Annotated in this window: 24 protein-coding genes and 1 pseudogene; 11 read left to right on the forward strand and 14 right to left on the reverse strand. The window is 50.8% G+C overall.

All coding sequences use genetic code 11. The annotated features are described in order from the left end of the window. The coding region (locus tag PGR10_RS00005) for a transposase (RefSeq protein WP_430923086.1) at window positions 1-164 on the reverse strand (164 nt) is incomplete at its 3' end. A gap of 80 nt (window positions 165-244) precedes the next feature. Between PGR10_RS00005 and PGR10_RS00010 the strand changes: the two genes are divergently transcribed. Both PGR10_RS00010 and PGR10_RS00015 read left to right on the forward strand, forming a co-directional pair. After that, on the forward strand, window positions 245-679 hold the full coding sequence (locus PGR10_RS00010; RefSeq protein WP_430922711.1) for a hypothetical protein: 435 nt from the start codon (window positions 245-247) through the stop codon (window positions 677-679). A gap of 78 nt (window positions 680-757) precedes the next feature. Continuing rightward, complete coding sequence (locus PGR10_RS00015) at window positions 758-1,054, forward strand: hypothetical protein (RefSeq protein ID WP_430922712.1); 297 nt, start codon at window positions 758-760, stop codon at window positions 1,052-1,054. Between the two features lie 89 nt (window positions 1,055-1,143). On the opposite strand, the gene PGR10_RS00020 is transcribed toward PGR10_RS00015, so the two are convergent. Then, window positions 1,144-2,760 (reverse strand): hypothetical protein, encoded by a 1,617-nt coding sequence (locus tag PGR10_RS00020; RefSeq protein WP_430922713.1) that lies wholly within the window; start codon window positions 2,758-2,760, stop codon window positions 1,144-1,146. 53 nt (window positions 2,761-2,813) lie between these two features. Next, window positions 2,814-3,053 carry a DinI family protein gene (locus PGR10_RS00025; RefSeq protein WP_430922714.1) on the reverse strand — a complete coding sequence of 80 codons (240 nt, stop codon included), beginning with the start codon at window positions 3,051-3,053 and terminating at the stop codon, window positions 2,814-2,816. A gap of 126 nt (window positions 3,054-3,179) precedes the next feature. Between PGR10_RS00025 and PGR10_RS00030 the strand changes: the two are divergent. Further along, window positions 3,180-4,446 (forward strand): annotated as a pseudogene (locus PGR10_RS00030) (Y-family DNA polymerase). Window positions 4,447-5,201: 755 nt separating this feature from the next. Here the strand turns inward: PGR10_RS00030 and PGR10_RS00035 are convergent. Both PGR10_RS00035 and PGR10_RS00040 read right to left on the reverse strand, forming a co-directional pair. Further along, window positions 5,202-6,617, reverse strand: coding sequence for a hypothetical protein (locus tag PGR10_RS00035; protein ID WP_430922715.1), 1,416 nt, complete (start codon window positions 6,615-6,617; stop codon window positions 5,202-5,204). A 928-nt stretch (window positions 6,618-7,545) separates the two neighbouring features. After that, on the reverse strand, window positions 7,546-8,187 hold the full coding sequence (locus PGR10_RS00040) for an SOS response-associated peptidase (RefSeq protein WP_430922716.1): 642 nt from the start codon (window positions 8,185-8,187) through the stop codon (window positions 7,546-7,548). A 460-nt stretch (window positions 8,188-8,647) separates the two neighbouring features. On the opposite strand from PGR10_RS00040, the gene PGR10_RS00045 reads away from it, so the two are divergent. Continuing rightward, window positions 8,648-8,761, forward strand: coding sequence for a YmiA family putative membrane protein (locus PGR10_RS00045; protein ID WP_072048039.1), 114 nt, complete (start codon window positions 8,648-8,650; stop codon window positions 8,759-8,761). A gap of 648 nt (window positions 8,762-9,409) precedes the next feature. Next, window positions 9,410-9,733, forward strand: coding sequence for a hypothetical protein (locus PGR10_RS00050; RefSeq protein ID WP_045386397.1), 324 nt, complete (start codon window positions 9,410-9,412; stop codon window positions 9,731-9,733). On the opposite strand, the gene PGR10_RS00055 is transcribed toward PGR10_RS00050, so the two are convergent. The 4 genes from PGR10_RS00055 to fliD all read right to left on the reverse strand — a co-directional run bounded on the left by PGR10_RS00055 (window position 9,734) and on the right by fliD (window position 13,047). Further along, window positions 9,734-10,519: a DUF4225 domain-containing protein gene (locus PGR10_RS00055; RefSeq protein WP_430922717.1), complete on the reverse strand. Its 786-nt coding sequence runs from the start codon at window positions 10,517-10,519 to the stop codon at window positions 9,734-9,736. Between the two features lie 282 nt (window positions 10,520-10,801). After that, window positions 10,802-11,209 carry a flagella biosynthesis regulatory protein FliT gene (fliT, locus tag PGR10_RS00060; protein WP_032714211.1) on the reverse strand — a complete coding sequence of 136 codons (408 nt, stop codon included), beginning with the start codon at window positions 11,207-11,209 and terminating at the stop codon, window positions 10,802-10,804. Then, window positions 11,209-11,619, reverse strand: a complete 411-nt coding sequence (gene fliS / locus PGR10_RS00065) for a flagellar export chaperone FliS (RefSeq protein WP_015704959.1) — start codon at window positions 11,617-11,619, stop codon at window positions 11,209-11,211. The genes fliT and fliS overlap by 1 nt, the downstream gene beginning before the upstream one ends. A gap of 24 nt (window positions 11,620-11,643) precedes the next feature. Further along, the gene (gene fliD / locus PGR10_RS00070) at window positions 11,644-13,047 is read right to left on the reverse strand and encodes a flagellar filament capping protein FliD (protein ID WP_430922718.1); all 1,404 of its coding nucleotides are present in this window, start codon (window positions 13,045-13,047) and stop codon (window positions 11,644-11,646) included. Between fliD and PGR10_RS00075 the strand changes: the two genes are divergently transcribed. From PGR10_RS00075 to PGR10_RS00085, 3 genes are all read left to right on the forward strand, one after another. Beyond that, complete coding sequence (locus PGR10_RS00075; RefSeq protein WP_015367282.1) at window positions 13,041-13,286, forward strand: hypothetical protein; 246 nt, start codon at window positions 13,041-13,043, stop codon at window positions 13,284-13,286. The genes fliD and PGR10_RS00075 overlap by 7 nt on opposite strands. A 43-nt stretch (window positions 13,287-13,329) precedes the next feature. Next, window positions 13,330-14,580 carry a FliC/FljB family flagellin gene (locus PGR10_RS00080; RefSeq protein WP_087858071.1) on the forward strand — a complete coding sequence of 417 codons (1,251 nt, stop codon included), beginning with the start codon at window positions 13,330-13,332 and terminating at the stop codon, window positions 14,578-14,580. Between the two features lie 197 nt (window positions 14,581-14,777). Next, window positions 14,778-15,500, forward strand: a complete 723-nt coding sequence (locus tag PGR10_RS00085; protein ID WP_015704963.1) for an RNA polymerase sigma factor FliA — start codon at window positions 14,778-14,780, stop codon at window positions 15,498-15,500. Window positions 15,501-15,530: 30 nt separating this feature from the next. On the opposite strand, the gene PGR10_RS00090 is transcribed toward PGR10_RS00085, so the two are convergent. From PGR10_RS00090 to PGR10_RS00105, 4 genes are all read right to left on the reverse strand, one after another. Then, window positions 15,531-16,700: a YncE family protein gene (locus PGR10_RS00090; RefSeq protein ID WP_430922719.1), complete on the reverse strand. Its 1,170-nt coding sequence runs from the start codon at window positions 16,698-16,700 to the stop codon at window positions 15,531-15,533. A 28-nt stretch (window positions 16,701-16,728) separates the two neighbouring features. Further along, window positions 16,729-18,951, reverse strand: a complete 2,223-nt coding sequence (locus PGR10_RS00095; protein ID WP_430922720.1) for a TonB-dependent receptor domain-containing protein — start codon at window positions 18,949-18,951, stop codon at window positions 16,729-16,731. 169 nt (window positions 18,952-19,120) lie between these two features. Further along, window positions 19,121-19,912 (reverse strand): energy transducer TonB, encoded by a 792-nt coding sequence (locus tag PGR10_RS00100; protein WP_430915008.1) that lies wholly within the window; start codon window positions 19,910-19,912, stop codon window positions 19,121-19,123. Beyond that, window positions 19,909-20,772 (reverse strand): ChaN family lipoprotein, encoded by an 864-nt coding sequence (locus PGR10_RS00105; protein WP_430922721.1) that lies wholly within the window; start codon window positions 20,770-20,772, stop codon window positions 19,909-19,911. The genes PGR10_RS00100 and PGR10_RS00105 overlap by 4 nt, the downstream gene beginning before the upstream one ends. 420 nt (window positions 20,773-21,192) lie before the next feature. Between PGR10_RS00105 and PGR10_RS00110 the strand changes: the two genes are divergently transcribed. The 3 genes from PGR10_RS00110 to PGR10_RS00120 are packed head-to-tail and all read left to right on the forward strand — an operon-like array spanning window position 21,193 to window position 24,837. Continuing rightward, window positions 21,193-22,209, forward strand: coding sequence for an iron ABC transporter substrate-binding protein (locus PGR10_RS00110; RefSeq protein ID WP_113374238.1), 1,017 nt, complete (start codon window positions 21,193-21,195; stop codon window positions 22,207-22,209). A gap of 23 nt (window positions 22,210-22,232) precedes the next feature. Next, a complete protein-coding gene (locus PGR10_RS00115) occupies window positions 22,233-23,807 on the forward strand; it encodes an ABC transporter permease (protein ID WP_430922722.1) in 1,575 nt (524 codons plus the stop codon). 1 nt (window position 23,808) lies between these two features. Continuing rightward, window positions 23,809-24,837: an ABC transporter ATP-binding protein gene (locus tag PGR10_RS00120; protein ID WP_430922723.1), complete on the forward strand. Its 1,029-nt coding sequence runs from the start codon at window positions 23,809-23,811 to the stop codon at window positions 24,835-24,837. A 202-nt stretch (window positions 24,838-25,039) separates the two neighbouring features. On the opposite strand, the gene PGR10_RS00125 is transcribed toward PGR10_RS00120, so the two are convergent. After that, on the reverse strand, window positions 25,040-25,873 hold the full coding sequence (locus PGR10_RS00125) for a helix-turn-helix transcriptional regulator (protein ID WP_087858062.1): 834 nt from the start codon (window positions 25,871-25,873) through the stop codon (window positions 25,040-25,042). Window positions 25,874-26,034 lie beyond the last annotated feature (161 nt).

The raw sequence follows: 26,034 nt of genomic DNA on the forward strand, positions 1-26,034 counted from the left end.
TCAAGAGTGGTGGAACCGACATTCATCGCTTCACTGGCTTGTCGATATGAGTAGCCCTTATCAAGAATCAGCTGTGCACATTCCAGCCTGAACTCGGGGGTGAAAGTACGCTTAGTTTTCTTGTTCATTAAGTCACCTGTTTTGTGTTGAGGTGAGAATATCACCTTTAATCAGGTGGCCAAATTTACTGTGCCACTACACGATATCCGATAAGACGGGGCTGGCGATTAATGAAGTTGGCAATATGTTTATTACAACCAATGACGGTGCCAGCGAGGCCATCAATAAGTTAATTGATGTCGGGTATAGTTACGATGAAGCACGTCAAAAGGTCTCACAATATAAGGATTCAGAAAATTTTACGGCTCTGAATGCTGATATTGACATGCATCGTCGAGAGATACTTAAAATTGGCGACTCCTGGATGGCAGCGGTAATGAAAGTAAAAAACTATTACACAGCTGCAGACAAAGGTAAGCAGGCTGTTGCTCTTGGTGGCGCAATAGACCCCACGATGAGAATTATTGGACAGGCCATTGATCTACAATCAACGATGAATGTCCTGACTATTGAGGGAAATAAAGCTTTTGCAGAATCTGTAGACTGGATTAATAAAGAGTATTTGGCGGCTGACAGAGTCGCTGGAGCCGAAGTAAGGCTAAAGGAAGTGAGGGCGTAATCAAGAAAAATAGCTTTCTCAGGTAATAAAGAGGCGATTGAACAAGCTAATGCGCTCATTGCTGTTCGTGAAAAGGAATTGGAACAGGCCAAAAAGCAGGGAAATGAAAAACCTAAGAAAGAGATAAAAACATTTACAGAGGACGCAGCGACTCGGCCAAGCGGTGATAAACATACTTCTGCTATCTTTGTACGTAAGAAATCGACGCTGCCCCTGATTCTGAATGGTGGCCAGAGCCCGGAGCAGAATATGGGGCTTCCCGGCTTAATGGGGATATTCGCCGTCTACAATCGCGTATTGTCCGATGCTGAGCAGACAGATGTCCGTGACAAAATGAAAAGTATCATGGCAATGCGAGGGGTGGTTGTGAACTAAGCGTTTCTACTGAGTTCTTGTATGTAAAAAACCCGGTATCCTTATGCAAAGGCTATCGGGCTATTTTGTAAGATGATACGCACTAATATCTAAAGCTCAGTGATTTTTGCATCAGCAACATACAGGTTACCTGATGACATATTGTTTAATGAGATTTTGACAATAAGTTCAGTCGCCCATTCAGGGGTATAATTTCTGGCACTCTGTTGGGTAACCGGTATCCATTCAGATATAGTGGAAGAATCAATGGTTCGTGTTGGCCCGACCTTTAAAACTCTTGATGCTATTGGAATTCCAATTTGGTTGTTATATATTGTTCTGCAATAATAAGCGCTAATGTTAATGTTTCCTGTGAGATTGACTCCCTGAATAAACATAGTATACATGGTTAGCATGTTTGCTGATATTGGAGCGTTTATTTGTATTTCTGAAGAAGTACCGACACCAAGGGCTTTGCTTATTTTCAAGGATGCTGTACCACTTGTTCTAAAGTTGGATGTATCCTTTGATAGTTTGGTGTTTTCACCTGATGTCCGACTGGTTAATGCTCCTGTATCAGATGAAATATACCAGTCTACAACCTCTGTTTGGGTTAATTCAGGGTCTGATATTAAATTGTGTGTATCAGATTTGAGAAGTGGGACCCGAGGGTTTCCGCCGCCAGAAATAATATCTATACCAGTGGTCTGGAATTTCCCTTTACCACTGTTTATATTAGTAAATCCTGTTGGTAGCACTATGTTCATCAATTCCATATTTGATAAACCAATTCCATTCGTATTATCGCCACATTTAAATATTGTGGTAACCTCATCTGGCAGTGGAGTAATATAGCCTCTTATCCCGCCTCCCATTAGTGAAATTTTCGCTGTTTCTGCACCAGAGGTTTCAAAAGGAATTCCATTCAATTTGTTCGAGTTGTTGTTAAATTCAATGTATGTTCCATATGTTTCAACACGGCCAGCGGTAACAACTATGATCCTCCCCATATAATCCAGTGATCCACCATACACTCGTATCGCACCATCAGCATTGTCATTGCGGATACCTGTGCCACTTGAAGTTGAAATGGTCGATGCGTGATATTCTATTGCTTCGCCGTAGTTTGAGTAACCAGATGGCATCCATATATGATTGGTACAGCGGGTAATACTCCTTCCCCAGTGTTTTATAATATATGCATTTTGACGGTATGAATCGCCAGTTCTGAATCCCATAGTACCAAGACTTCTGGTTGTGAAAGATGCTATGGCACGTGTGGGATTATGGTAAATTATTGCATCAACATTACTGGTAGCCCCTGGGCCAAGACAAAAAATGTCACGTATTTTATCCGTGTAAATGTTTCCAATATTGTTAATACTGGATGCGCCGGAGTTATACAGACGTAGCCAGTAATTACCATCAACATCAGGAATGCTTGTGGCATCGATTGTACAAACACCACCTTCACCAACCAAAGAGACCCACGCAAGGTCAATATCAGTTTGGGGGGCAATCCATGGCTCGAATGCTTTTGAAAGACGAATCTCAGTTGCTTTTTTAATGTTTGTATTGACGTAATTTACAGCATCTACCAATTCATCACGAGACTTTACCCGAATGTATCCTTCGCGAAGGAAATCGCCGAGGAAAACCTCAGCGCCTGTAATGTCGTCGTAGATGATCGAGTCAGCATTTAAATTGTCTGAAATACTTTCATTCATTATCTAACCCTCAGATTTTAATAAATATTGCATTAGGCGCGGTTTGCATAGGATCACTCCTCAACTAACCACATGTCAGATTCTTCAAACATCTCTTCAAGCATGCAATTCAGTCGCTCTTTCTCCGTTTTTGTGTAGTCACTGTTTAACGCGTTTGTCTGCATTGGCTTAACCTTTACCTCTGCATCAGGGAAAACTCGATGTACTCGCTTAGTCAGTTCAGCCAGTATGATTTGTTGAGCGCCAGGCAACCCCTGGACATTGCGCTTGTCATAAACGAGCTCCACAAACATCTTAAATACCTCTTTACTGGGTTCGAATACAGTAATTATACTGTATAAATAAACAGTATCAAGGGGAGTTCATAATGGGATTTATATCATCAGTAAAGCTGGCTTTGATGACTGCCCGGTGATGTGATGTTTGCTCTAGTTGATGTGAGCAGCTTCTATGCGAGCTGCGAAACCATTTTCAGGCCGGATCTGCGAGGTAAGCCGGTTGTTGTATTGTCCAATAACGATGGGTGCGTGACAGCGCGTTCGGCCGAAGCCAAGAAGGTTGGCATCAAGATGGGGGATCCGTACTTCAAATGCAAAGACCTGTTTCGTCGGCAAGGTGTGGTTTGCTTCAGTTCAAACTATGAACTCTATGCAGATATGAGCAACCGGGTCATGACGACACTGGAGGAAATGTGTCCCAGAGTTGAAATCTACAGCATTGACGAGGCGTTTTGCGATCTTACTGGTGTACGTAATTGCCGTGTGCTGGAAGAGTTCGGGCATGAGCTGAAAGATACCGTTTACCGCAATACCAGGCTCCCGGTCGGGGTGGGGATCGCACAAACAAAGACGCTGGCAAAACTCGCCAATCATACGGCGAAAACATGGAAAGCTACTGGCGGAGTTGTCGACCTTTCGAATGTGGAACGGCAGCGCAAACTGATGGCTTTACTTCCGGTGGATGAGGTATGGGGGGTTGGCCGTCGTATCAGCAAAAAGCATGAAGCTATGGGGATAAACACCGTCCTGCAGTTGGCTGATACGGATATCCGCTTCATCCGCAAACACTTCAATGTTGTGCTTGAGAGAACCGTTCGAGAGCTTCGCGGCGAGCCGTGTCTTGAGCTGGAAGAGTTTGCGCCAGTGAAACAGGAAATTGTCTGCAGCCGGTCGTTCGGGGAGCGCATTACCACCTATGAACAAATGCGCCAGGCTATCTGTTCATATGCGGCCAGAGGCGCAGAGAAACTTCGTGGAGAGCATCAGTACTGTCGTTACATCTCCACCTTTGTGAAGACATCTCCCTTTGCGTTGAATGAAAAATACTATGGCAACAGTGGGTCCATTAAGCTACTGACGCCCACGCAGGATAGCCGGGATATCATCAATGCCGCGGTAAAGTGTCTTGATGCGATATGGGTAGACGGGCACAGGTATCAGAAAGCGGGGATCATGCTCGGTGATTTCTATAGCCAGGGTGTCGCGCAGCTGAACCTGTTCGACGAGAATGCGCCAAGGCAGAACAGTGAGAAACTGATGGAAGTGCTCGACCACCTCAACGCAAAGGACGGGGGGGGGAACTCTGTATTTTGCTGGACAGAGGATCCAGGCCACCTGGCAGATGAAAAGGGAAATGCTATCCCCGCGCTATACTACGAGGCTCTGTGACCTGCTCAAAGTTAGATGATTCGGCTATTAACGGTAGTGGTCATGCTGCTACTACAGTCTGTTTAGAGCGAAGAACGGACGTTTGAAATTTTCTTCACTGTTTTAAGGCTATCCATGTACATTGACTAACGGATGGCAAGTAAATGCTCAATATAATAGAAAACTTCTAAAATTGGCATGTTTAAGGCAGATCGTATGGAATACATCAGTTTAATAGAGGGCGAAGAAGAGCCGATAACAGAGACGACTCTTCTTCTTATCCTCAGCCAATAAAATTGCATTGGTTTTCGGGTACTTTCACACGACGTTGTTGGACAATTTAACGCTCTGTTGAATTCATACAGGTCTGGCGAAATGATGAATCAAGCATAAGGTCTCGTGCTTCATTTGGATTTCGGAAATTAATCCATTTGGCCATTCCGGATATACACTGTTCAAGTCGAGCGTAATCAACTCTACTGGGTGGAGTTTTTGCAGTAAAACAGCCAACCGCTCCCCAAGACTCACGAACTTTCTGATCAGTTTCGTCATTAGTTAACACAATTGCATAGCCAGATGTAACCGAAATAACATCGACTCTATGCGTGAGGAAAGAACCACTTAATTTCTCTGTAAGTGTCTCGATATCTTTGGTTGATACAGAATGTTCCTTAGTACACTGCTCTCCGGATACACACTGGAGGTTGCATATCGGTAGAAGTCTCGGTTGCTGATTAGCGCAAGCAGCTAGTAAAAATATCTGCGTAATTGCGATAAAACCTCTGCACTGGCAAGTCATGGCAACAACTTAATGTTTGAAAGTTCTGTAAGTATATCCTTTTCAAAAGCGGTATTTTTTTGAACGATGTAGCCAAGTACTCGAAGGCTTGAGTCACCATCAGAAAAGCGTAGCTCATCACCATTTTGTTCAACAGTGTGTTTTTCCTGATGTTCATGACGCTTGTAGCCTCCGCCAAGACCAATTCCAAACAAGCGAACAGAACCACTACCGCCGACAGAGAAATCGCGAGCATAATCGTACTTCCATATATTAGTAGACTTAAAGATTACATTAAATCCTCTCATAACAACTAATGCTTTGGGGTAATAGAGGAGGGTACCTTTAGCTCCAAGGAATCTGTCGAAGGTTCTTTTATTTTTAAGTATTAACTGATTTTCAAAGAGATTAGAATTAAACCATGATGGAGGCTGGATGGGCACTATCATACATGCTTTGCACCCTAACATTACATCTTTAGTGTGAGAAAACTCTTCTTCGATCTTAGTTGATGAAGAAGCGTTGACTGATGCGCTAAACCAGCCATAAGAACCAGATGCTGAAGCAGACCAATCAACGGACATACTCTCTTTCGCAGTACTAGACTCGGTAATTCCAGCACTAAATTGACCGAGTGAACCGCCAGCTATAGTATCAAAAGACATATCGGGGAATATCACAGGTCTATCGGCAAATAGTGCACTATCACCTGTGGCTAGCGATGCAAGGTAAGGTAATGAAAACTTTGAACCATCAGGATACTCATCATCAGGTCGACGTGGATATCTAATGCGAGCCCCGACAGAGATCAACTTGTCCCACGCCTCCTTTATTTCCCGTTGATCCACATCAGAGTATTGTCGTCTTCTCAAGCGTTCAAGCGTTCCGTAGGCGTCAGCAAGTGCTTTACCTTGAGCATCTATGTCGTTTGCATTTCCATAGCGGTTACTCCATTGTAAGTATTGAGACAGGTCCCCAGATGGAATGCCGCGAAGCTCCGCATACTCTTTCCATGCATCAGCTTCTTCTCGTACAAGACGGCGAACCTCTTTTTTGATGTTGTCTAAACGTACAACTTTAGCGTTGATTTCGCTGACTACCTCAGGAGGAAGCTCGATCGCTTCTACAAGTTGCAAGGCGGTTTCAACAAACCTCTCATACTCTCGCGCTAACGTTCTATCTGTAACGGAAAACTGATCACTCAGAGGTTCGGGTTTTATTATTTGGTCGACTTTATTTAAATAAGTAAAGTATGAAAACCAACAGTAATTCTTTGAAAAATCCAAAGGTTCGGCAATTGTTTGAAGTTGAATATACTGTTCTGCTTTTATATCACTTTTAACTTGACCTTTCACAAACTCATAAAACAGGTCAAATGTGGCTTTATAGTGACTAAGCGGTTGTATTTCTTGTAGGTTGGCAATGTGCGGCATTTATTTATCCTCGGTTTTTGATGTGTGAAGAGAATAAAACGCTTCGGGCTAGAACTATGATCCGTACTCACGAGAAAAGATATAAATAGAGAGCCTCCATATTTCCAATGCTGTGGATTACAAACATTGGCCGCAATATGGAATATTTTCTCGTACGATTTGATTAACTCTACTTCTGACACAAGTCTGCTGTTGTAGTCCTGACAATCTTAGATATCAAGCTGTAAGCACCCCTGCAAAACGACCCTTCTACTTTTATATAGTCTATGGTACTCCACCTTCCGTTTCTGACACACAAGGGACGGACTTGTCCAGTAAACCTGGAGACAGAACCGGCCTAATTTGGATGTGCCACCAATTAAATCAAAGGCAGGTATTTTAATACGTTACTCAGTTTAATTATTTTCCGTGCATGTATTTTATATTCCGTTTTAATGTCAGATGTTAATTACATCTCCTTTTTTTAATTTACGCTTTGCCGATAATCTGATTGGTAAATAATGTAAAATTTCTCAAGGAGTGGGGGCTTTATCAATTGCTCCCGCTATCGGCATTTAATAAACATGCGCAAGTCGTTTTATAATACATATCCAAATTCATGTGTGGTCATGAAGGTAATTAATGCCATTTACTTATTTTTAGCACAGCGTATTAAAGTAGTCTAAAAATAAAGTAAAAAAAGATTTATTGCTTCATAACGCTTAAATTCATGGTTCAACTATAGAACGATACAATTCTCGCAACCTAAAATATCGTTAGCGTTCTAATTGAATAGAAAGTTTATGGTGGATACATTGACTGATCTTGACCCACCATCTCCGGACAGCTTCCTATCTGCACATATCATGTGATGAACTACGTCTGATTTGGGCACATTGCGGACGTTATCAATTTATGGGAGCTTAATAGCCTTGATTAATTCTGCCCCCTAGTTTTTCACGTTACCAACGGCCCGTGTCACCGCGTGCCAGATAAACTTGTCTGCAGGCACCGTACCGTCCGCAGATATTTCTTCTGCCTCTTTCCCTCCTACATCCTGTCTCATCCATTCCCTGGCTGCTTCTGGTAAAAGTACCAGCGGCCGGCGGTCATGAATATCTACCAGCCCTTTATCTGCTGCAGCGGTGACAATCAGAAAGCCCTCTGCTTCATCTCCACGTTCAAATGGTGTGCTTCCGATTGCCGCCATGAATATCGGCTGGCCATCGGCACGATGGATAAAGTAGGGTTGCTTCTTGTCGCCTTCCTTCTTCCATTCGAACCATCCATCAGCAAAGCAGATCGCCCGGCCATGTTGCCAGAGAGGTTTAAACATTCTGCTGGTGGCCGCCGTTCCGACACGTGCGTTAATCAGAGGTGACTTATCCCACCATCCTTGCGCATAACCCCAGAAGACAGGATCGATATGTAATTGTTCGTCGCGTTCGCTCAGAAGCAAAACTTTGGTGCCTGGTGCGACGTTGTACCGCCCAATCGGCTCCGGGTCATATGCGATGTCACGATCGGCTTCATCGGCAAGATAGGAAAGATAATCTTCACGGGTCATTGACTGGGAAAAACGTCCGCACATATCAACCTCCAGTGGTCAGACTGAAAGTATAGAAAATGGGATTGTTGTAATGGGGCATGAAAGTGCATCCAAACTTAGATGAACTTGGGAGGTTGGGTGATTTGATGTGTGTAACTAACTGATGTCTGGTGCGCTCTTGGACGATCTTGGTAAGTTACAAAATTTGAATGGTCATATCATGAATATGCCGGTTTAGTCATAAAATCACGGCGCAATTTCTTCCTGCAAACCGCTATGCTTAATGCTGGCGGTTTTGTCTATTTACGGCGACAACGGCAAAAAATTGCGCGCCTCTGCATTGATTTTAATCCATCAACCGGTGAATGAATGAGTCTGAAATATCACTACAATCGATAGGGGATACAGATCAATAGCCGCTCATCGATCGATACAAACGATCTGACTACTACCACTACAAACTGTATGGTCTTGCCAAAATAATTCTAATTTGGAATAGCAGATGTCCGAAAAAGTAGACCATCAATTGCGGCGTAAGGTATGGATAGGGATTTTTCTCGGTTTGTTAGTCTTTTGGGGAGCGATAGCGACGATGGTGGCCTACGCGTTGGCGTAGTCCGAACAGCTTAGACTGTTATTTAGTATCGGCTTGTCAGCCAGAAGACAGGCATTGTTGTGTGAGCGGGGTAAGGCGAAAATTTAAATTTGGATGGCAATTCACTATCGTTTTTCGGCTCTGTAGCAAATAATCTGCGCAAATTTTGCTCCGCGGAGGCGTTATGCTGTGGCTTCAGACCGTTGTATTTTTTGTCGTTTTAGCTTTTGTTGCGATAGCGATGTTTCATGAAACCTGGCGACAGGATAGCGAGTAACCGCCGCTTTTACTCTTCTTGATATGCCCCCTCCTTACCAACAACTAAACTTAGATCGTGTCTAACAATCGTCTGGAGGTTGTTGTGAATAGATTCCACGATGAATACGACGAGCGGGAGCTGTACCATATGGTCTGCCGTTGGGAGGATGAAGGCGGGGCGGTAGCGTAACGCATCTCCTTTGAACTGACAGCATTCTGGCGGATCAGGCGTGAAACCGTTGTAGGGTATGAACGCGCGCGCTTGACCCCTGGCAACTTCAGGGGCAATATTCCACAGACTGTGGTAACCCCGGCAGTGGCATTACATCTGAGCATTTGGCTGAGCAACGCAATGGGTATCTTCAGTCGGAAACGTTGGACAAATATATAACCAGCATGGAGGAGCCTGACGTGGGAAAGCAGCTAACAGAAGATGATCTTCGTGAACATGGCTTCACCGATAAAGAGATTGCCCGCTTACGTGAAATCCTGACGCGACAAGAAAGTAACAATGAAACCTATGCTACTTTGATCGACAGTTTACGAAAACGTTTTTGGGGCGGCGTTATTGTTGTTTGTATTGCCTTTGCCATAGTCGTTTCGTGGATTTTTAACTTCGAAAGTAATGATTTTACTTATCCGCTAATCATTATTTTTATCCTGATTGCTGTTTGGAAATTAACACCTTTCCCGATGGCTTTTAAAGCATATCTTATCTACTTGAAAATCGAGTGATTACTTATTATCAATTTCATATATGGTATTGCCTATTTGTATTCCTTTTACCGTTGATGAAACACCTTTAAGAGCCAGCGCAGGGGCGCTCATCGTAGTTATTTTTCGATAAAAGTCCGGTCCGGTATAATAAAATAGCCGCCATGCTTCGGGTTTTAATGCTAGCTTAAAGGCTCCATAAAGTGACGTTGAAAGATCAACAACCTGATAGGCTAGTAACCCTACTTTTTTATCAAATCCTAAAAAGGAGGCTGTATCCTGATATGCGTTAATCGCAAAATTATCTTTACCTAAATGCTCTCGTATCGTTCCCGCCCCATGGAATACAAGCGTTGCTCCAGCTACAATACCAATGACATTTCCGGTACCTACTGAACCAAGCACTAGTCCTATTCCTCCGATAACCTGCATACCGCCAAGAACAACACCGATTCCGTCGATGATATAGCCGATGATTTTTTCATTTTCCCGGTAGAACCGCACGGAGGCAGTGAGCATGGCTTCACCGGTTCGCAACATTCTGTCCTGAATAAGCAGATTTTCCCGCTCTTGTCTGATTGCCTGAATGCACTGCTGGCACTGCTTATCATCACTGCTATGACGGATAGTGTTAATCTGTGAAAGGGCAAATCTTTTAACACTTTCCTGAAACCTGACTCGGGTCAGGGGATCATGAAGGTGATAAGCAGAAACCGCCAGCGCGGTATTCATTAATCCGTTAGTTTCAGCTTGCGCCATGGCCATAAAATAATTGGAAAAACGCGTTTTCCCGAAGAATACATCCATGTTTTATCCCGTGAGTAATATCATATTAACCCGGTCAAGATAACACAGAATATTTTGCAGGCATATTTCCCTAAACTTGTGAGTTGTTTGTTTTAGCTGGCAGGATGTTTAGGGTATTTAATTGATGAATGTATGAAGCGTAAATAAAATAATAGATTATATATTATTGCTTATTAGCCCTGTAAAACCCGCCGATGGCTTACCAGGCAACACTCTGCATTGCCCTGGTGAGACCCATCATGCGCTTCCTGGCCGGAATATCTGGCTGTGAGGCTGTTGTTGTTATTGTAATTCTTCGCTTTTGCTCTTGATGGCGACCACATTATCGGACTGCAGTTCGCCAAGCAGGAGCGAGCGATCGTCGAACTGGCCGTAAGCGTTGTTGACCGCGTTCTGGCGAGTGGATTGATCGATCAGCGTTTTTAATTGCTCCATCCGCTGCTGCAACAGCCCTTTCAGTACCCCTTCGTTGTCGATAATCTGCTGCAACTTAGCGTTGAGCATCTCTTGCAGAGCCAGCGATGGCCCCGCTTTGCCGGTAAATTCGGCAGTTTTCTCAACCGCCGTCACGTAGGCAAACTGCATTTCCACCAGCGCTTCCCATTGCCCGGCGCGCGCCAGGGCAATCATCTGACTGCTCAGGGTATGGATCTGCTGATAGGCGGCTAAAAGCTGCTGTTGGCGTTCCATCACAATGTACCCTGAGCAGGTTGATAGTTTGGCCCAATTTGCCGCCAGGCATCGGCGATATTCTCCAGCAGCTTGACCACTTCGACGATCGCCGCTTCGTCATTATGCAGGTTGGCCTGCATCAGGCGCCGCTTCATATAATCGTACAGCGCCGCCAGATTATCGGCGATTTCGCCACCTTGCTGGTGGTCGAGGCCGCTTTTCAACCCGTTGTCGATGATGTTGATAGCCTTCGACAGCGCCAGGCCTTTACCGGCGATATCACCCTGATTCATCAGGATGCGTGCGCGAAGCAGGGCGTTAAGCGCCCCGTCGAACAACATTACGATTAACTGGTGCGGACTGGCGCTCATCGCGCTGCTTTCCAGACTGACCTGTGCGTAGGCTTGCGTGCCGCTACGGTTATACATGCTGTTTCATTACCTGATTAAGGGTTACTGGGACGAGAACTGCTGTTGTAAGTAGTTACCCGTGCTGCTCAGCTTGGACATCATGGTATCCAACTGAACAAACTGTTGTTTATAGCGATCGATAGTGTTCTGGATGCTATCGGAAACGGTGTCGATCTGGATATTCAGGCGATCGAGATTGGTGTTGATGCTTTTGGTCGAGTTCTCGATGATGCCGCCCGCTTTAATATAGTTCTGGATTTCATTATGGATTTCGGTGGCCATCCCGGTGTCTTTACCGTTGCCGGCGAAGAAGTTGGCGACCTGATCCGGTTTCTCGTCGAGCGCTTTATTGAGTTTCGTGCTGTCGACTTCAAGCTTGCCGGTTTTGGGATTGGTTGAGATCCCGAGGTTACCAAGGCCTTTCAGCTCCGGGTTGTCCTGAGCGGCGCTGAGCGCGCTTTTAATCGAGGACTGAATGCCGCGCAGGGTGTTATCGCCCAGCAGCGCGCCGTTCTTGGCGCTTTGCGCTTCACCGCTTTTCACCGGGGTGTATTTGGTCAGCGAGCCGAAGGTGTCGAGCAGCGAATTGTAGTTATCGACCCACTCTTTGATTTTGTCGGCGGTGCCGCTCTTATCAATGCCGATCACCAGGTTTTGCGGTTCGCCGGCTTTGGTGGTGGTTTTCAGGTCAATGGTGACGCCCTGCAGCGCATCGGCAATCGAGTTGGTGCTGCGCTTAATTTTGGTGCCGTTGACGATAATCTCCGCATCCTGCCCGGCGACGGTTTGCTTCATCGCGCCGCTTTTGCTGCTGCTGTCATAGTTGAGGATGGCGCCGAGTTTATCGTCGTTATTCACCTGCACCGACACGGTGTTTTTCTCGCCGGTGGTGGAGGAGCTCAGCGCCAGCTGATAGTCATTGTCGCCGACGCGCATGATGCTGGCGGTGACGCCGGCTTTAGCGCCGTTGATGGCATCGCGCATCTCCAGCAGCGAGGTCTGGTCGTCGCTCAGCGGAATCGTGGTCTGTTTTGGCGGGTCGCCGGCGGTGATCGTAATGGAGCGGTCGCTGTTGCCGGCGGTTCCTAGTTTCTCTTGTTGGTCGGTAATTGTCGCCTGGGTGGTCAGGGTTTGCGGCTGCGCCAGCTTCTGCACTTCAACGCTATAGTTGCCCGGCACCGCCTTATTGGTGGTGGTGATGGTGAACTGGTCGTGCTTGGTGGCGGTGGTGCTGTTGAAAAACTCCGGCTTGGCCAGCTCCTTGCTCAGGTTATCGAATTTTTCCAGCGAGCTTTTTAACGTGCCGTAAGCCGTTAGCTGCGCGTTATAGCTGGTTTGCTGAGTGGTATACGGCGTCAGGCGCTGTTGTTCCGCCTTGCTGAGTTTGTCCAGTAAACCGTTGAGGTCGAGTCCTGAGCCGATGCCTAAGGAACTGATCGATGCCATTGGTGTTTCTCCTTACTAATGACGTTATTCGCTTATTGCGTTATCGGCCCAGTGGAGAAAAAGTTTACCGAAAAAGTGAAAAAGGCGATGGCGTAATAGAAGAGGGAAAAAGCGCGTTATTTTCGCCATTGGCGGAGGGGCAAAAATTTTTCAAAAAATGGCTAAAGGTTGCAGAGGATACGTCGATACCAGAAGGGACGGTGGTTGACGCCGTGGGCAAGCAAGCCCGAACCTTTTAACCACGTTGCACTGAACGCAACTGACTCGTAAGGAATGCATATAATGGCACAAGTAATTAATACCAACAGCCTGTCGCTGATGGCGCAAAACAACCTGAACAAATCCCAGTCTTCCCTGGGCACGGCGATTGAGCGTCTGTCTTCCGGTCTGCGCATCAACAGCGCCAAGGACGATGCCGCGGGTCAGGCGATCTCCAACCGTTTTACCGCTAACATCAAAGGCCTGACTCAGGCTTCCCGTAACGCTAACGACGGTATCTCCCTGGCGCAGACCACCGAAGGCGCGCTGAACGAAGTTAACGATAACCTGCAGAACATCCGTCGTCTGACCGTACAATCACAGAACGGTTCTAACTCCGCAAGCGACCTGCAGTCCATCCAGGATGAAATCTCCCAGCGTCTGTCAGAAATCAACCGTATCTCCGAACAGACCGATTTCAACGGCGTTAAAGTCCTGAGCGGCGACCAGAAGCTGACCATCCAGGTCGGCGCCAACGACGGCGAAACTATCGATATCGATCTGAAAGATATCAATGCGAAGACTCTGGGTCTGGAAAAATTCAGCGTGGCTGACGGTATTGATACCACTAAAATTGATGGTGATACCACAACTGTTGCTACCGGTAAGTCGTTGGCTATCGATGCCAACAGTAAGAAAATCGGTGCAACTCCAGCCGACCCGGACCATTTTGTACAGGCTAAGGACGGTAAGATCTATGGTACTAACGCCGCAGGTAGCGAAACTTATGAAGCCACCATTGATAAAGCTACAGGTAAAGTAACTGGCTTTAGCACCTCGGATTCTGGTGCCGTCACTGGCTTGACCGGAGCGAAAACAGTGACCACCGTTGGCGAAGAAGTAACCGCAACCGGCGATACCACTGGCCTGAAATCCTACGATGGTGGTAAATCCTACATCATCCAGGAAGGTACTGGTGCGGATGCGAAATACTTCAAAGCGACCGCTGACAGCACCGGTAAAGTGACCAAAGGCGCTGAAATGAGCACCACGCCGAAAACTGCCGATCCGCTGGCTACCCTCGACAAAGCGCTGTCCCAGGTTGACCAACTGCGCTCCTCCCTGGGTGCGGTACAGAACCGTTTCGATTCTGTTATCAACAACCTGAACAGCACCGTGAACAACCTGTCCGCGTCCCAGTCCCGTATTCAGGATGCTGACTACGCGACCGAAGTGTCCAACATGAGCCGCGCGAACATCCTGCAGCAGGCGGGTACCTCCGTGCTGGCGCAGGCTAACCAGTCGACTCAGAACGTCCTGTCTCTGCTGCGTTAATCGCACGCCTGATTACTGTCGCATCGCAACCCCGCTTCGGCGGGGTTTTTGCTTTTTGCCCGTAACCGCCTGGCAAAACGGCTGAATGAGAAAGCATGTCGTAAATAGAGACGCTTTTATGCGGTTTTTCCGGCGATTGGCATTTTTGCCCCTGCGCATAATAGCGCTGACTCTCTTATCCGCAGGTTTCAGAAATAGTGAGCGATTTGTATACCGCCGAAGGCGTGATGGACAAAAATTCCCTCTGGCTGCGCTACGTTCCGTTAGTGCGGCACGAGGCGTTACGCCTGCAGGTCAGGCTGCCCGCGAGCGTCGAGCTTGACGATCTGCTGCAGGCCGGGGGAATCGGGTTGTTGAACGCCATCGAGCGTTACGACTCGCTACAGGGAACGGCCTTTACCACCTATGCGGTGCAACGTATCCGCGGCGCAATGCTTGATGAACTGCGTAGCCGCGATTGGGTGCCGCGCAGCGTGCGGCGTAACGCCCGCGAAGTCGCCCAGGCGATGCAGAAGCTGGAGCAGCATCTGGGCCGCCCGGCCACGGAAAGCGAACTCGCGCAGACGCTGGGTATCACCCTTGCCGAGTACCGACAAATCCTGCTGGATACCAATAACAGCCAGCTGTTCTCCTATGACGAATGGCGGGAAGAGCAGGGCGAGAATGCCGAACGACTACTGGAAGGGCATGAAGAGGCCAATCCGTTGCATCATCTGCTGGAAGGCAGCCTGCGCCAGCGGGTCATCGAGGCGATTGAAGCCTTGCCGGAACGCGAAAAAATGGTCCTCACCCTTTACTACCAGGAAGAGCTAAACCTTAAAGAGATTGGCGCGGTGCTGGAGGTGGGAGAATCCCGCGTCAGCCAGCTACACAGCCAGGCGATTAAGCGCCTGCGCGCGAAGCTGGCCAACGAAGGCTAATAACCACCTGCCGGGCAGGTGGTTAGCGGATTACGATTTACGCAAATCAATGCGCAGAATGCGCTCCTTCGCCCCTTCGACAAATACCTCAGGATCCCACTCGCGATTGAACCCTTCTTTAATGCCGACGTACAGGGTATCCATGTCCGGCGACAACACCATTTGATTCGGATAAACCGGGGTGCGGAATTCATGAGTCACCCGCCAGGTTTTGCCATCCACGACGCTGATGGTGCCGCTGGTGAAATTACTCACGTACAGCTCGTTATATTTCGGATTGAAGCGCACCGCGTTAGCGCCGATGCCGGTACGCACGTAGCCCAGCGATTTGCCGTCTTTAAGAGCGAATATATACAGGCCGTCGTGCGGGCCGCTGCGATCGTCGTGATCGAAGGCGACGACGAAAATACGCCCTGAGTCGGAATCGACGATCAGGTTTTGCGCGCTGGCCAACTGCGGCGCGTTAAGCGGGATGGTACGGACAACTTGCTGGGTTCTGGCATCGATCTCGTTGATATAGTCGCGGCCGCCAACGTAGATCTTCTGCGTCTTTTCATCCAGCGTCAGGCCGTAGGCGGTGCCGCGATAGGCGCCTTTGACTTCCCCTTTCAGCTGCAACGTCGTGCCGTCGAGCATCAACAATTTATGCAGCGGACGCATCCCGTCCTGGGTTTTCAGCATATGGCTGTAGCTGACAAATAACAGGTTAGCGGCGTGGCTGTATACCATATGCCGCAGATGTTCGAAGCGCGCATCGGCGGCGCCGTCGGTAGTGAAGCTCAGGCGCGGGCTGGTGCGGATGATTTTACCGCTGGCGGCGTCGAACAGGCTAATACGCAGCGAAGCCGCCTGGGTATGGCCGACGTAAAGCACGCGCGCCGGCTGATTCATCGCCAGCGAGAAGGCACGCCTGGGCATATCGTAGCGCTGGATAACCTGCAGGGTGGCCGGATTAAAGGCGTAGAGATAACCTTTATTGGCCGCGCGGTTAACCCGGTCGGTCGCCGCGGCGAATAGCAGGTTGTCGCCATTATCGAACGCCAGCTCATAAACCCCTTCATTGGCTTCCTGCAGATAATTGGTTTTCATCGCAAAGCGCGACGCTTCCCGCGGCGGTGGATCGATAGCGAAAGCCGGGTGGGGGAGCAGGGCGGCGAGCAGCAGCGCAGCCAGCGGTTTTATCAAGTTGCGATTAGGCATGATGGTTATCCTTGTTGATAAATAGGGATCAGAACTGGATTTCGCCGCCGAAAATATAGGTGCGGCCGCGGGCGGTGGTGTTAACAGAGGCGCCCTCTTTGGCGTTATCGAGACTCTGGTTCATACGGTTTAGCGCTTCGGAGTAGTCACGATTCGTCACGTTCTGCACGCTAAAGCGCAGCAGTACGTTATCGGTCATCTGCCAGCTGCTATAGAGGTCGATAATGGTCGGGATATTCGGCATGCTCTCTTTAGGCACCGTGTTGGTGTCGAGGCTAATGCCTTCGGTACTCAGGCGTTTTGATTTACCGGTGAATTTCACCAGGCTGCCGACGGTGAGTTTGCGATCGAACAGGCGCCCGCCCACATCCACCGTGGCGTAGCTGTTGGGGAGATCGCTAAGGTCGCTATAGGCGAAGCTATAGACCGTACTGGCAATAGAGGTGGGCTGATCGGTACGCTGCTTGCTCCATGACACATTGGCGTAGGCAAAACCGATGTCGTATCCGGCTTCAATCTCGTAGCCCTCGGTGGTCACCGGCGAGGTGACGTTAACCGAGATATTGGCGTTGAAATCCGGTGAAGCATTGGCGACATCTTTACACAGCCCGCCGTTACTGCACAGCAGGAAGGATTCGCTGGTGATGTAATCTTTAATCCGCGAGCGGTAGGTCAGAGCTTTCAGATGCAGGCTATCCTGCTCGCTCAATAACCCTTGTTTGATAACGTTAAAACCGGCCTCCCAGGTCTCGGCTTTTTCCGGCTTCAGAAACGGGTTCATCGATGCGCCGCCCTCATTGGCGAAGAACACTTCCTGAACGTTCGGCGCGCGCGATGAACGGCTCCAGCTGACGAACGGCTGCAGCCATGGCGTCACCTGCGCGGAGAAGGTCGCCGAGGGATTAAAACCGTTATCTTTGACGTTGAGTTGGGTTGCCCCTTGCGGGAAGCATTTTTCGTTATCTGCACAGGCCGGTTTATAGCCCTGTACCCGGCTACGGGTATAGTTAAGATTAAGATCGAGCTGATAAATATCCTTGTTTAATGTCAGCCCGCTATAGAGCGAGGCGATCTTCTGTTTGCCCGCCGGGGCAAAGGCGTTATGGTCGGTCTCATTATCCTGCACGAAGCGGCGGGAATAGCGGGTATCCATTAATTTACCGCCGAGCTGGAAAGCGGCATACAGATCGTCGGTAATACGAAAACGGCTGGTGTTGTTCATATCCAGCGCGTTGGACTTATTGGTGGTCGAGGAGTCGTTAAAGTTATACAGCGACTCCGGTTTATATGACTGATTGCCGCGGCTGGTGCTGGCTAAAACATTGAACTCGACCAGTTCATTGAGCGGCGCGTAGTTATAGCGCAGATAGTAGTCGTCGCTGCTAATATCGCGACGGGTAAAGCTATTGCGGTAATTACGCCCGGAAAACTCGAAGCGGTTAAATTGATCGACGTTGAAATTGATTTTATACAGCTGCGAGCGCGGCTCCTGGCGCAGATATTTATTATCTTCGCCGATAAACTCTTCGCTGCTGCGTCCGCCGCCGTTTTTATAGGTCGCATAGGTGCGGGTGCCGCTGATGCCGAGTAGCGCGCCAAGGCCGCCGCCGTTATCGAAGGCGTCGGTTTTGCCGGCTACCGTTACCATACCGGTGCGGCCGAGTCCGTTATCGCCCACGGAAAAACGCGACAGCAGGCCGACCTGATGCCCCGGTTTTAACACATCATCGATACCGATCGTACGCAGGTTGGCGCTGCCCGCCAGCGCGTTGACGCCTTGCGAACCGGCGCTGTTGCCGCGGGTGATATCCACTTCGGCCAGGAAGTTGGGGTCCAGCGGCACCCCGGCGGCGGTATTCGCCCCGCCGTGATAGTTAGCCGGCGCCATGCCGAAGAAGGTCTGGGTGACGCCATCCACCATGGTGTTTACCCGGCCCAGCCCGTTCATGCCGCGAATATTGACGCTGATGGTGCCCTGCAGCGGGTCGATTTGCGTATAGGTGCCCGCCATGCTGCGCAGCGAGGCGTCGAGGCTTTGCAGATTCTTATTGAGCGTTCGCGAACTGTAGGCGCCGGGACGGGTATAGCTCTCCTCTGAGGAGCCGACCTGGCCGACATTTTCCGCCAGCGGGTTATCGGTAATGGTGATAGGAGAGAAAACCGATTCTCCTGCGCTTTCGGCGGCGAAAGCCTGGCCGTTGACGATAAGTAGCCCGGTGACGAGCCCCGTGATTATTTGTGATTTTTCCATAATCCAATCCTGAGGTAATAAATATTTAACGCACAAAAAGGGCAGCAGCGTGCATCGCGCTTATTGCTAAGTGCGATGACACATTGCCCAAAATAAAAAAACATCAGCGGTCAGTGACCGTTATAAATAACGTCCGGGTTGCCTGAATAAATAACAGGGAACCCTGGGTTTATATTTTTAATAAGCCGAATTCCACCGGCAGCGTGACCTTATTTATACCGTTACGCAGCAGCTCTTTTGGCGGCGGCGGAAGCGGACGCGCATTTTCCAGCGCCATCAGCGCGGCGCGATCCAGCGAATGGGTCCCTGATGAGTTTGCCAACTGCGATTGCAACACCTCGCCGCGTTCGTTGACGCTGAAGGTAATAATGACGGTACCGGTACGTTTACGGCGGCGCGCATCTTCCGGATAGTGGCGCATTTTGTTGATTTTGCCTTTCACCAGCGATTCCCAACTGATCTTGTTGTGGCTCAGGCGCGCGGCATCGCTATCGAGCGGCGCGGTGGTGCGCTGAGTAAGGACGGCCGGCGCCGGGGGCGCGGCGAAGCTGGTGATGGTTGAATTGCCCTTTTCCTCTTGTTGCTGGCGGCGGGACTGTTTTTTAACCTCGATTTTCTTTTTCCTCTGCGGTTCGGGTTTGCTGGCGGAGAGCTTTATTTGCGCATTGTCGTGAATTTGTAGCTTCGGCGCCTCTTTCACCGCGGCTGTTTCCTGCTCGGTCATCGCCTCGACTTTGCGCTGCTGGGTGACGCCCGGCGGCAGCTCGGGATGAATAAATGACACTTCCAGTTCCGGCGCGTACTCCACCATCACCGCGGCAGGGGGCGCGGCATCCGGCGGCGAGGCGAAGTGAATGATAAAAGGCACAGCCAGCGCCAGATGACCCAGCACGCTGGCCGTTGTTCCCGTGAACCAGCGAGGGCGCGACGCTATCAATGGCGTGGAGAGAGGGATATTCATTTTTCCGCCGCCACCGACCAGATGTAATCAGCCTGCTTCGCCGTCAGCGTGGCGCCGTCGGTGGTCAGCAGTAACACCAGCGGTTTTTCCGCCTTGAGATCGGCCAGATGCAGCGGTACGCCAATATCTTTCGCCGCATGATAACCGCCGGCAATTAACAGCGCAGGGCGCGGCGCGGCTTTCATTTGCATCGCCATCAGGCGATCGCGCTGCTGTTGGATAGCGAGCATAGAGGTAACCTGCTCGCCATCGATTTGCCCGTTATGCATCAGAAAGATAATGGCCGATAGCGATTCATGTACCTGCGGGCTGTTGGAAAGTGCTCCGCGGGGAAACGTGGGATGTTGATAAATATCGCTCACCTGCTGGCGGCTGAGGTTAGCTGCCAGCAGTGGATAAGGCGCTTGCAGCGCGGTCATCACGACATCGCGATAAAGCGCCCACGGCCAGCCGGGATTCCAGCGCAGCGTTTCCGCCGCGCGAGTGGCGCTCACGGTCGTTCCGCTGAGGCTGGCCTGCTTGACCCGATTAACCGCCTCCTGCTGGCTTAGGTCGATCATCTCCATCAGTACGCTGCCCTGCGGGCGATGGGTATGAAGGTTCTGCAGCAGCCAGCGCTCAATCTGGTGATGCTGGGTGTTGGTATGTTCTTCGCCGACAATAACCAGCGGCGCCTGAGCGAGTTGGTTCAGCAATTGTTGCGGCGTCAGGGAGCGTCCGCTGGCGGTATCGCGAATATCCGCCTGCTCTACCAGCGCGCGCTCCCCGGCAGGGGAGAGGGGATAAACCGGGCTGTGACAGGCGCTGATGAGCAACGTGCAGCCTATAACCATAGTGTTTAAAAGGGTTTCCTTAAACATAAAATATCCATTTTCGGCTTTTTAGTCGTCTTTTCTTCGTATCTTGCTGCTGGAACAGGATGATATGTGATATTGAGAATGATTATCAAGATCATTCTCATTTAAAATTATTGGCAAGAGTGATGGTTTCACCCGGCAAACAGCTGTCCGTTGCCGTGTCGTGGGTAGAATCTGTGAAGACGATCAAGATTTTAAACAGCGATAATATTTAAAGCTGCTGGCTTAATGTTGTCTTAATGTTTGTTTCAGTCGCGCGTCGAAATAAGCATTTTGTCATCAGGAAATTCTAATTGGCGGTGTTTTTCACTTTTTTAAAATGATGGTAATTGTTTTCATTATCATTCACATTCCTCTGTGATTTAATCCGTGCCAACCCGGTTTCTCCACGGCTTTTCGACTACCCATACTAAGGATTAGCTTATGAATTTCCGCTTATCGGCATATTGCGCGGCGATGCTCGCTGCTTCGGCTCTGATTACCGCTCCGCAGGTTATGGCGGCTGACAATGGCGACGGCATTGTGGTGTATAACGCCCAGCATGAAAACCTGGTGAAATCCTGGGTTGACGGCTTTACCAAAGAAACCGGTATTAAAGTCACGCTGCGCAACGGCGACGATAGCGAATTGGGTAATCAACTGGTGCAGGAGGGGTCAGCCTCGCCGGCGGATGTCTTCCTGACTGAAAACTCGCCTTCAATGGTGCTGGTTGATAACGCCAAACTGTTTGCGCCGCTGGATGCCGCAACGCTGAATCAGGTCGCGCCGCAGTATCGTCCTGAGCACGGCCGCTGGATTGGCATTGCTGCCCGCAGCACCGTTTTCGTCTATAACCCGGCGAAAATCAGCGAATCTCAGCTGCCGCATTCGCTGATGGACCTGGCGAAACCTGAGTGGAAAGGGCGCTGGGCCGCCTCTCCATCGGGCGCAGACTTCCAGGCCATCGTCAGCGCCATGCTGGCGTTGAAGGGCGAAAAAGCGACGCTCGACTGGCTGAAGGCGATGAAAACGAACTTCGTGGCCTACAAAGGCAACAGCACGGTAATGAAAGCGGTCAACGCCGGACAAATCGACGGTGGGGTGATCTACCACTATTACCGCTTTGTCGACCAGGCGAAAACCGGCGAGAACAGCAAAAACACCAGGCTGTATTACTTTAAAAACCAGGATCCGGGCGCTTTCGTGAGTATCTCCGGCGGCGGCGTACTGGCTTCCAGCAAACATAAAGAGCAGGCGCAGGCGTTTATCAAATGGATCACCGGCAAGCAGGGTCAGGATGAGCTGCGCACCAATAACGCCTTCGAATATGCGGTGGGCGTGAATGCCGCCTCTAACCCGAAACTGACGCCGCTGAAAGAGCTGGACGCGCCGAAGGTAGAGCCGTCAACGCTGAATAGCAAAAAAGTGATCGACCTGATGACCCAGGCTGGCCTGCTGTAATTTGATGCTGAAGTGATTTATCTATGTCTGTCCTGAGTCTGGTACTCGGAAAGAAAACAGGACGCCTGCCCGAGCGCAGGCGTCCTGCATTTCCGATGGTTGCCTTAGCTGTACTGTTTTCGCTAATGGCGTTACTGCCGTTAGGTTTTGTGGCCGCCGTAGGAATTGAGACCGGCTGGCCGACTATTAAAGCCCTGGTGTTTCGCCCCCGGGTGGCCGAACTGCTCAGCAATACGCTGTGGCTGACGCTGCTGGCGGTGCCCATCTGCATCACGCTTGGCGTGGCGGTGGCCTGGCTTACTGAACGCACCGCGCTTGCCGGGCGTCAGCTGTGGTCGGCGCTGGCGGTCGCGCCGCTGGCTATCCCGGCATTTGTCCAGAGCTATGCCTGGGTTAGCGCGGTTCCCTCGCTGCACGGCCTGTCCGCCGGGGTGTTCCTTTCGGTGCTGGCCTACTATCCCTTTATCTACATGCCGGTGGCGGCGGTGCTTCGTCGTCTCGACCCGACGCTGGAAGATGTTGCCGCCTCGTTGGGTACGCCGCCGTGGAAGGTTTTCTTCCGCGTGGTGCTGCCGCAACTGCGGTTGGCTATCTGCGGCGGCGCGCTGCTGGTGGCGCTGCATCTGCTGGCGGAATATGGCCTGTATGTGATGATTCGCTTCGATACCTTCACCACCGCCATTTATGACCAGTTCCAGTCCACCTTTAGCGGCCCGGCGGCGAATATGTTGGCAGGGGTACTGGCGCTGTGCTGCCTGGCGATCCTGCTACTGGAGAGCCTCTCGCGCGGCAAAGCGCGTTATGCGCGTATCGGCGCCGGCGCGGCGCGAGAACAGAAGCGTCGTCCATTGGGCAACGTGGCCGCATGGGGCGCGCAACTGCTGCTGTTGACGCTGGTGATGCTGGCGATGGGCGTCCCGCTGCTGGTGCTGTGCCGCTGGCTATGGCTTGGCGGGGTGGAGAACTGGCTGCATGCCGATCTTTGGCATTCGCTGCGCCAGACCCTGATGCTGGGCGCGGGCGGCGCGCTGCTGACCACCGCCTGCGCGATTCCTATCGCCTGGCTCGGCGTGCGTTATCCGCGCCGGATGTTCCGCCTGCTGGAAGGCTGTAATTACATCACCAGCTCACTGCCGGGCATCGTCACCGCGCTGGCGCTGGTGACGGTCACCATCCACTATGCCCGTCCGGTGTATCAGACCGAAGTGACGCTGTTCCTCGCTTACCTGCTGATGTTTATGCCGCGAGCGCTGATTAACCTGCGCGCCGGTATCGCCCAGGCGCCGGTTGAGCTGGAAAACGTCGCCCGTAGCCTTGGCCGCAGCCCGGCTCGCGCCTTATGGAGCGTTACCATGCGGTTGGCCGCGCCGGGAGCGGCCGCTGGCGCCGCGTTGGTGTTTCTTGGCGTGAGCAACGAGCTCACCGCGACGTTGCTGCTATCGCCGTTAGGCACCCGCACGCTGTCGACCGGTTTTTGGGCGTTGACCAGCGAGATCGACTACGTCGCCGCGGCGCCCTATGCGATGCTGATGATCGTGATTTCGCTGCCGCTGACGGCGGTTCTTTATGTGCAGTCGAAAAAAATTGCAGGGTTGTAACATGCTGGAATTGTCCTCTATCTCGAAATCCTTCGCCGACGCGCTGGTGCTTGATAACCTTAATCTGACCGTGGCGCCGGGAAGCCGTACCGCCATTGTCGGCCCGTCGGGTTCCGGTAAAACCACGCTGCTGCGGATTCTTGCCGGTTTTGAAACCCCGGATAACGGGCGAATCGTTCTGCAGGGCAACACCCTGTTTGCCGAAGGCGTGTTTGTGCCGGCGCATCAGCGCGGGATCGGTTTCGTGCCGCAGGAAGGGGCGCTGTTCCCCCATCTTAACGTCGCGGACAATATTGCCTGGGGGCTGGATTGTAACCGCGAAGAGAAACGCCGTCGGGTCGCTGCGCTGATGGAGATGGTGGCGTTAGATTCGACATTAGCGAACCACTGGCCGCATGAAATTTCCGGCGGCCAGCAGCAGCGGGTTGCGCTGGCGCGCGCGTTGGCCCAGCGGCCATCGCTGATGTTACTGGATGAACCTTTCTCGGCGCTGGATACCGGACTGCGGGCGGCAACGCGTAAAGCCACCGCCGACCTGCTGGCCGAGGCTGGCGTAGCGTCGATTCTGGTTACTCACGATCAGACGGAGGCGCTGTCGTTTGCAAGCCAGATCGCGGTGATGCGGCAAGGGCGTTTTGCTCAGGTAGGAACCCCGTTCGAGGTCTATTCGCGCCCGGTTGACGAGGCCACCGCGCTGTTTCTTGGCGATGCGCTGGTGCTCGACGCCGAGCTCACGGAGGGGCGCGCGCGTTGCGCCATCGGCGAGTTACCGACTGACAATCCTCACGCCAGCGGCCGCGGACGCGTGATGCTGCGCCCGGAGCAACTGCGGGTGTCGCCGTGCGCGCCGCAGGAGAGCGCCTTTCGCATCGTAGATGTCGATTTCGCCGGCCATATCTCGACGCTGACGGTGACGGTGGCAGGGCAATCGATGCCGCTGGTGCTGAAAACCGTCAGCCAGGCCGCCTGGCAAACTGGCGCCGCGGTTCGCCTGGACGTTATTGGCCAGGCGCGGATATTTTGCGCATAGCGGTGAAAAGGTGAACGTTCAGCCGGGATAAAAATTGATTTGGCGCGGAGATACGTTAATTAGCTGCTGATGTAGCACATTGTGCTAATTACACTTCCAGCGAACGCTTTAGTATCCGCGCCACTGATCTCGTCGCCATGGAGTGGTAGGTCGTTGGAATAATTCCGCGAGGTCAGTCCATTCTTATTTACCCTGGGGATGATTATCGTTGCTGCGCGCTACGGCAGTGCCGACGATATTCCGAGGGTGAACGTTCAGTATTACGTTTAAACACCCGGCAAAAATAGTTGCTATCGATGAAGCCGCAATTATGCGCAATTTCTTTTACTTTTAAATCATAACCGCGTAATAGTTGCTTGGCTTTTTCCAGCCGCACGGCGGTTAGATATTCATTAAAGCCCACCGAGCCTGACTTCTGAAATATATGCGAAAGATAGTTCGGGGTAATATGAAAGCGTCTGGCCACCGATTCTCGGGTCAGCGGCTGGCTTAGATTTTCTTGTAGATAATCCTGAACGGCTAAAAACAGATCGCGGCTGCGGCTTACGCGCATTTCCAGCCCGACTAGTTGTTCAAGGCAGTGGCTTAACAGCGCGGAAACTACCAGCCGGGCGGTTATTGGGTCAGGCTGCAGGCAGACCTCATTCAACGCCAGCAGCAGATAGGAGCCAACGCGGGGGCCCAGCCTGGCGACGTTTTGCTTTTCAGTATGTAGTGTTTTACCGTCCCAGCGCTGGAGGCAAAAGCCGAGCTTTTGGCGGCCGAATAAAATGCTGAGCGTGGCCGCCGGGCCGGTCCACTCGGGTAGCGTCCACTTTCCCGCCTGTACGTAGAGTACCTGGGATGTGGCTAAGACCGCCGCGGATAGCGGCAGCCCCTGTTCATGAAGCTCGCCTTCAAGGACAATCTCCAGGCGCGGGAAGGGCACCTTCAGCGCCAGCGCCGGAACGGGAATATCCGGTTCCGGAAAGCGGACTTGCAGCCTATCTTTTTGATTAACTAAACGATTTAGTATGCCCGCCAGATCATCAATCATCCTGTCGACCCCGAGTTAAAATTATCTCGTTGATTATAATCTTTTTTATCCTGATGTTCCGCCTTACGGCGCGCGGCGGATGCATTATTAAATGGGTGAATATTTTCAACGAATTTACCCATCGGCAATTATTGATAAGGCTCACATTTTTGTGGCTGGCG

Source organism: Klebsiella sp. 141198, from assembly GCF_050600785.1.
Classification (GTDB): Bacteria; Pseudomonadota; Gammaproteobacteria; order Enterobacterales; family Enterobacteriaceae; genus Klebsiella; species Klebsiella aerogenes.

Coding starts and splice junctions, on each gene's coding strand:
- PGR10_RS00010 (WP_430922711.1), top strand. CDS start 245: ATGTTTATTACAACCAATGACGGTGCCAGCGAGGCCATCAATAAGTTA.
- PGR10_RS00020 (WP_430922713.1), bottom strand. CDS start 2,760: ATGAATGAAAGTATTTCAGACAATTTAAATGCTGACTCGATCATCTAC.
- PGR10_RS00025 (WP_430922714.1), bottom strand. CDS start 3,053: ATGTTTGTGGAGCTCGTTTATGACAAGCGCAATGTCCAGGGGTTGCCT.
- PGR10_RS00035 (WP_430922715.1), bottom strand. CDS start 6,617: ATGCCGCACATTGCCAACCTACAAGAAATACAACCGCTTAGTCACTAT.
- PGR10_RS00040 (WP_430922716.1), bottom strand. CDS start 8,187: ATGTGCGGACGTTTTTCCCAGTCAATGACCCGTGAAGATTATCTTTCC.
- PGR10_RS00045 (WP_072048039.1), top strand. CDS start 8,648: ATGTCCGAAAAAGTAGACCATCAATTGCGGCGTAAGGTATGGATAGGG.
- PGR10_RS00055 (WP_430922717.1), bottom strand. CDS start 10,519: ATGGATGTATTCTTCGGGAAAACGCGTTTTTCCAATTATTTTATGGCC.
- fliT (WP_032714211.1), bottom strand. CDS start 11,209: ATGGAACGCCAACAGCAGCTTTTAGCCGCCTATCAGCAGATCCATACC.
- fliS (WP_015704959.1), bottom strand. CDS start 11,619: ATGTATAACCGTAGCGGCACGCAAGCCTACGCACAGGTCAGTCTGGAA.
- PGR10_RS00075 (WP_015367282.1), top strand. CDS start 13,041: ATGCCATTGGTGTTTCTCCTTACTAATGACGTTATTCGCTTATTGCGT.
- fliD (WP_430922718.1), bottom strand. CDS start 13,047: ATGGCATCGATCAGTTCCTTAGGCATCGGCTCAGGACTCGACCTCAAC.
- PGR10_RS00080 (WP_087858071.1), top strand. CDS start 13,330: ATGGCACAAGTAATTAATACCAACAGCCTGTCGCTGATGGCGCAAAAC.
- PGR10_RS00090 (WP_430922719.1), bottom strand. CDS start 16,700: ATGCCTAATCGCAACTTGATAAAACCGCTGGCTGCGCTGCTGCTCGCC.
- PGR10_RS00095 (WP_430922720.1), bottom strand. CDS start 18,951: ATGGAAAAATCACAAATAATCACGGGGCTCGTCACCGGGCTACTTATC.
- PGR10_RS00100 (WP_430915008.1), bottom strand. CDS start 19,912: ATGAATATCCCTCTCTCCACGCCATTGATAGCGTCGCGCCCTCGCTGG.
- PGR10_RS00105 (WP_430922721.1), bottom strand. CDS start 20,772: ATGTTTAAGGAAACCCTTTTAAACACTATGGTTATAGGCTGCACGTTG.
- PGR10_RS00110 (WP_113374238.1), top strand. CDS start 21,193: ATGAATTTCCGCTTATCGGCATATTGCGCGGCGATGCTCGCTGCTTCG.
- PGR10_RS00115 (WP_430922722.1), top strand. CDS start 22,233: ATGTCTGTCCTGAGTCTGGTACTCGGAAAGAAAACAGGACGCCTGCCC.
- PGR10_RS00120 (WP_430922723.1), top strand. CDS start 23,809: ATGCTGGAATTGTCCTCTATCTCGAAATCCTTCGCCGACGCGCTGGTG.
- PGR10_RS00125 (WP_087858062.1), bottom strand. CDS start 25,873: ATGATTGATGATCTGGCGGGCATACTAAATCGTTTAGTTAATCAAAAA.